Annotated in this window: 6 protein-coding genes; 3 read left to right on the top strand and 3 right to left on the bottom strand. The window is 66.2% G+C overall.

What is annotated here, in order from left to right; genetic code table 11:
* The 3 genes from E7Z53_RS19740 to E7Z53_RS20590 all read right to left on the bottom strand — a co-directional run.
* The coding region (locus tag E7Z53_RS19740) for an alpha/beta fold hydrolase (RefSeq protein WP_176338680.1) at window positions 1–642 on the bottom strand (642 nt) is incomplete at its 3' end.
* Window positions 643–696: 54 nt separating this feature from the next.
* Window positions 697–822 (bottom strand): hypothetical protein, encoded by a 126-nt coding sequence (locus E7Z53_RS20595; protein ID WP_255219722.1) that lies wholly within the window; start codon window positions 820–822, stop codon window positions 697–699.
* 489 nt (window positions 823–1,311) lie between these two features.
* Complete coding sequence (locus tag E7Z53_RS20590) at window positions 1,312–1,446, bottom strand: hypothetical protein (protein ID WP_255219721.1); 135 nt, start codon at window positions 1,444–1,446, stop codon at window positions 1,312–1,314.
* 367 nt (window positions 1,447–1,813) lie between these two features.
* Here E7Z53_RS20590 and E7Z53_RS19735 point away from each other — a divergent pair, with 367 nt between their 5' ends.
* The 3 genes from E7Z53_RS19735 (at window position 1,814) to E7Z53_RS19725 (ending at window position 4,138) form a co-directional block, all read left to right on the top strand.
* On the top strand, window positions 1,814–2,854 hold the full coding sequence (locus E7Z53_RS19735) for a hypothetical protein (RefSeq protein ID WP_176338679.1): 1,041 nt from the start codon (window positions 1,814–1,816) through the stop codon (window positions 2,852–2,854).
* A 406-nt stretch (window positions 2,855–3,260) separates the two neighbouring features.
* Window positions 3,261–3,899 carry a hypothetical protein gene (locus E7Z53_RS19730; RefSeq protein ID WP_176338678.1) on the top strand — a complete coding sequence of 213 codons (639 nt, stop codon included), beginning with the start codon at window positions 3,261–3,263 and terminating at the stop codon, window positions 3,897–3,899.
* The gene (locus E7Z53_RS19725; protein WP_419720441.1) at window positions 3,896–4,138 is read left to right on the top strand and encodes a helix-turn-helix domain-containing protein; all 243 of its coding nucleotides are present in this window, start codon (window positions 3,896–3,898) and stop codon (window positions 4,136–4,138) included. The genes E7Z53_RS19730 and E7Z53_RS19725 overlap by 4 nt, the downstream gene beginning before the upstream one ends.
* The last annotated feature ends 98 nt before the right edge of the window (window positions 4,139–4,236 follow it).

Here is a 4,236-nt window from a genome sequence, read left to right as displayed (position 1 = left end):
GGCGAAGACGACCGTGGTCGGGGCGGCCACCGCCGCCCACTCGGCCCACCGCGGGACGTGCACCGCCTCCAGCACGGCCTCCATGACATTCGCGTCGAACCGGGGCCGATACCCCTCACCAGTGGACTCCAGGTCCGTCACCCAGGCTCGTGCCAAGGCAGTGGTGCCGAGAACATCGGCGGCCTCAGCCCGGGAGGCGAAAGGGGTGGGCCAGGAGCCGAAGAACTCCCCCACCGCAACAGCTTCGCCCGGCTCCCCGCCGTGCACATCGGCTTCTAGCAACACCAATCCCGCCACTCGCTGCGGGTGAGCGGCAGCGGTGAGCACCGCGGTGTGCGCCCCCATGGACTGGCCCACCAGCATCACCGGCTGGCTCGGTGCCACCACATCGAGCACCGCCACGAGGTCGTCGACGAAAGCCTGCCGTCCCGTTTCGGCCGGCACCCGGGTGCTGTGTCCATGTCCGCGCTGATCCACCAGCACGCACCGGTAATCAGGCCACAGCGCCCGGGCCGAGGGCACCAGCTCTCGGGCGCTGCCGGCCAGACCGTGCAGGAACACCACCACCGGCGCCTCGCCACCGGTGTCCAGGTAGCTGATGCGCACCCCAGGCCGCTCCACCGTCGCGCGCGTGAGCTCCACTCTTTCGCCTCTCCCTCAGTAACCGCTGCAGAACAAAATCCCCACTGCAACACGTCAGTGTTGGTCGTTGAAGTCGATCATCGTGTTCATCATCGGCCCCAGCGGATCGTCGGGGTCTGTGGAGATCAGGGCAGCGTGCAAGCGCTCGGGTAGGTCGAGGATGGGTTCCTCCCAGGGCACGAAGCCTCCCGGGGCCTCGTTGCTGTAGGTGCCGACGCGGATCTTGCCTCGTTCGTGGGGGCGGACGAGGCAGTCGATATAGCTGTGTCCTCAGTCGCCGGGTACCCCAGGTTGGCCGCCTCTGTCATCACGTGGGCCACCAGCACCCAGTCGATCTGGTTGTGCTCCCGCAGCACGTGCTCAAGCTTCTGGAGATCTTCGTCGTCCATGACCTTGCCTTCCTGTGGTGCCCCAGAGATCGCCGGCACCGGGGAACCTCGTGACCACCATGCCAGGAGCTGATCCAGCACACGATGACCCCGGCCTGCGACACAGTCACTTGACGAGAATGGAACGCCAGATGCGCCACCCGTCAGTTCGTGTCGGAGCTTTTGTTGTCGGGTCGGCTGATCCCCCAGCGCCAAGCTGGAACGCAAGAGACTGCCTGAGGCAGCTTCACCGCGGCGGCGAACTCCCCGCCGCCCTCATGGCCATGTCTTCTTCTCGGTCTCACCTGCCGATGATTCTGATCAGCCAGCCCAGCAGGGGAACGACACTGACCACGTCCAGCACACGATCCAGGAGGTGGCCCATCCTCCACCACCAGCTTGGGTCCTGCGGCGGTTCCTGTTTGGTTTTGATCATGGGGTACAACCCTCCTGCGCTACGACGGGCCCGACCGGAAGTTCATACTCCCCTTACCCTGCCCGATGAATCCGCCGGAGCGGAGCAGGACTGTCCAGGCGTTGAAAACCGGCATGCATCGTGGCGACCCGAGTGATTCGACCGGGTCCACCGTCGTTCGACCCAGTCCCGGCCATCGCCTTTACCTCGCGGGCACACGTCATTGCGTGTACCGAGAACTTCCCGCTTCGAACCCTTATAAGGAGACGCTGACGGCCACAGCGCAGCCACCCAGCAGAGCGATATGCACAGCACAGCCGGAAGAAAGTGTCGGGGGGGGGCATCTGGGCCGAAGATCGCGCCGGGTTACAGAGAGAGAATAGGGGTCATGTCGGAACGATTCGTGTGGGTGCCTGACCTCGACCGGGGTCAGTGGCTGCGCCCCATGGAGGCTGAGCCGTGGGCCAGCGTCCTGTCGATCGTTCCGCGCGGCTACCAGGCCTACGCGCGGCTGTTCCACCCGGTCTCCCGTGACCGGCCGCGGGCGACGAAGACCTGGCAGGGCCTCGATGAGGCGACGCACTTCGCCGGTGTCCACGACATCGAGGCCGCACTCGAGACCCAGCCGGCCACCTGGGCCCAGGCCGCGGCGTCCTTCGGCACGATCATGCACGCCCAGGCCCAGTACGCCCGCCTCGTCCGACGTGACTATGGCGCGGCCGATGGCGTGATCGCCGCCGACGGCTGGCGCTACGGCGACACGTCCGAGGGCCGCCTCGACACCACCTCGCTGGCGGCGGCCGCGGCGGTGCTGGCCCGTCACACCAACACCCCGCATGCCGGGGTCGCCGCGATCTGGGAAGGCTGGGGCGGGTTGGTCAGTTCCGCCGGAGCCACCCGCTTCGTGCTCGAGCCCATCGACAGGTGGCCGACCTCGGGCGCCGATGAGGACACGGGGCGCGTCACCGCCCCGTCGCTGCGCCAACGAGTGACTGCGACCCTGCGGCAAGGGTTCCTTCGCGCGCAGACGGTGCTGCAGGCTCGTCCCCGGGGTGCCCACCACAACCCCGCCCCCGGTACGGGGATGCTGTCTCAGCAGATCGCCACCGGGCCGCGGTTCGAACTGCACGGGGACACCGGGCGGCACTACATCCTGTTCGAGGCCGGGGCCAACGACTTCGCCGACCCCATATGGCCAGCCCGCGCGCCCTGGGTCGATGAACCCGTGTGGGCGCCCTCGCCCAGCATCCTCTGGCCGGACGACCACGCCTGGGTACTGGCCACCGAGATCGACTTCGACTCCACCCTCGTGGCCGGCACCACGGCACTGGTGCACGAACTCGTACGGACCCCGGGTCTGGAGGTGCTGCCCCTGCGCACCGACGCCGACCTCACCTGGGACGGCGACGCGCTCAACCGCTCTGCGTGACGTCATAACTGAAGACGCTGCCCAAACATCATCCTTCACCGGAACACGCCGCGCCGCTGGATGAGCCACAAGCCCAGCCGAGAACCTCGTGCAGGCTTCGGATTACGTGTCCCTGCCATGGGGATGTCCTGCCGATGGCGAGAGAAGGAATCACGTCCATCCCGTCTGGCGTGATGGCATCGAGCGCACACCCCTCACCGGGCCACCGCCGACCAGCACATCATGACGGCCGCAACGGAGCGAAACGCCCAACCCCATCCCCGTGCTCGACCGGCCGAGGCGGCAGAGATTGATGCCCATTCACCCGCATCGTTAGGCACTCGGCGGGGCGTTTCCCGCCCTGTCCCCGCGCACCCTTTTATGATATTCGTTAATAACGATAAGCATAAAAGTGAGGGGTCCCCTAATGGAACTTCAACAACGCACACCGCAAGCCATCCTCCGCTGGGCAGGCGCCCTGTGCGGGGCCGTAGCGGTCCTACTGGCCGCAGCACTGGCGCTGTTCCTCACCGGGTATCCCTTGCGCGCTCTCGCACAAGGTGATGTCCAGATCAGTGTTCCCGCCGTCCATGACCTACCCCCGAACTCCCTGGACCCGCAGACGGTGACCGTGTTCGCCGAGCGGCTGCGACTAGTAGTCACCGAAGCCCCTCACCAGGCCCTGGTCCTGATGTGGTGCTCGAGTCTGCTCAGTGCCCTCTGCTTCCTGATAGCCGCACTGACCTGTGTGGTGCTGTGCTATCGCTTGGCCCGACAGGTCCCCTTTGGGGCGTTCATGCAGCGCTGCACGGCAGCCACCGGGGTTCTGGCCCTGGCTGCAGGTGTGGCCGTGGCGATCCTGGAGGGCTACGCCAAATACTTGACCGTCCATTCCCTGCCCGGGTTGCTCGCCGGCGGCAATGCCGTCGGCGTGGGCACCCCGGGGGTCTACATCGTCGACAGCCTCAACCCCGTGCTGTTCGTCATCGGGCTGATCCTGCTACTGCTGGCCGCCGTACTCTCCCGCGGCACCCACTACTACCGTGACATCAAGGACCTGGTGTGAGCACGAGCCGACCCAAGGCCCCCGAGCAACAACTGATCACCTGTCACCTCAGCGCACTGCTCACTACCCGGGACATGACCCTGACCGAACTCAGCAAACGTGTGGGCATCAGCCTCGTGAACCTGTCCCTACTGAAGAACGGACACGCCAAAGCCATCCGCTTCTCCACCCTGCACGCGATCTGCCAAGCCCTCGAGTGCGAGGTCGGGGACCTACTCACCATCTCCCCCAAGCCCTAAGACACAGCAGCGCAGTTCGATATGCCGAACCCCAACTGCAACGGCGAAGCGGGCCATGAGGGTATCGAGCAACTTTCTGGTGAGGTTGCCGGCCGGTG

Source organism: Kocuria salina, from assembly GCF_013368965.1.
Taxonomy (GTDB): domain Bacteria; phylum Actinomycetota; class Actinomycetes; order Actinomycetales; family Micrococcaceae; genus Kocuria; species Kocuria rosea.
This window is presented reverse-complemented; position numbering and strand designations above follow the sequence as displayed.